Origin of the sequence: Corynebacterium sp. HMSC08C04, assembly GCF_001807495.1 — a bacterium.
In the GTDB taxonomy this organism is placed as follows: Bacteria; Actinomycetota; Actinomycetes; order Mycobacteriales; family Mycobacteriaceae; genus Corynebacterium; species Corynebacterium simulans.
Map to the genome: position 1 here is coordinate 1 of NZ_KV789198.1, position 1,256 is coordinate 1,256.

Here is a 1,256-nt window from a genome sequence, read left to right on the forward strand (position 1 = left end):
CCCTGACTTCCGCACTAAAATGATCCAACTCAGGAGAAGCACACGCGGATTAACCTACGCCGGCCAGCAGAATTTCTACGAACTCCTTGCGCTTTTCTACATGGAAGTTGTGGCCCGAGTCAGCCTCGACTTTAACGGCACCGGCGGGAAGAGAATCCATGGCCCTGGCGGCGTCCTCATCACTGGCCGCAGCTTGAAGGATTTCCCCGTCGTATCGCGCTTGACAATGAATATAGGTAACTGGCGCTTGAATCGCCGCAAGTGTTGCTTCTTGATCAAACCCTTCGTTCCAGAGACCCGTAAAGAAGGCATCACCAAACGCTGGGTCATAATCCATGATGTACACCTGTGCCTCATTCATCTCGGGAGGCATGGTCCACAGAGCTATCGGGGCGCCCGGATGCCGAGAGTGATATGCGAGTCCATCACCGATGAACCCCTGAGCAGAGTCCCCAAAGTATTGCCACATTTTTTGGCTGCGCCACTGATAAGCCTGCCAGTCGGTCTCTCCTGAAGACAAGAACTCATGAGTGCTGACAGCTAGGTCCTGATAATTCCACGTATTGCGCGCCTCAGGCAGCTCTGTGGCAAATAGCGGCGGATCTTCTAACACCAGGAAGCTAACCAGTTCTGGATGACGCGCAGCAATCAACGCGGCCAATTGACCCCCAGACGAATGCCCACTTAATACGACGGGTTGGCCAATTGTCTCTATATAACGAGATAGGACGTCTGCGACCTCCACCGCTCGATAAGATTCAAGGCGTTCAGACTTGCCATGCCCTGGAACGTCGATGGCATACACTTGGCGGTCCTTGCTGAGGTCACGTAAAGCGTAACCGTACTGGCGCCATCCGCTCGCTTGACCATGGATAAGGACAATAGGGGAACCGTCCCTTGGCTCGCTTACCCCTACATTGAGCTTCACATGATCCACGCTCACCCGGTGCTCTTGATAGCCAGCCTTTTCCAGGGATCTCACAAGACGCGAGTGATACGTGGTTGTGTACCATGCCCAACCGCCAGCACCGGCTGCCGCAAGTGCAACGATTGCCGTCACGATAAGTCCCGCCACCTTCAGGACCCTTTTCCTGACCAGGGCCATGAGCTATCACCTTACCAATAAATCTGTATTATAACACCAGTACACTCGCATTATAACCTGGCTTGGCTCACTGTGGTGTGACCGACTTAACTCTTGACGCGTAGACCTGCTGGTTTGGTGTTGGGGTTGGGTATTTTTCCGCACTAAGGGG

The 1,256-nt window shown here is 53.7% G+C and carries 1 protein-coding gene; it reads right to left on the bottom strand.

Annotated features, from left to right (window positions below; translation table 11 throughout):
• Positions 1–49: 49 nt before the first annotated feature.
• Positions 50–1,105: an alpha/beta fold hydrolase gene (locus HMPREF3169_RS02155; protein ID WP_070455576.1), complete on the bottom strand. Its 1,056-nt coding sequence runs from the start codon at positions 1,103–1,105 to the stop codon at positions 50–52.
• Positions 1,106–1,256 lie beyond the last annotated feature (151 nt).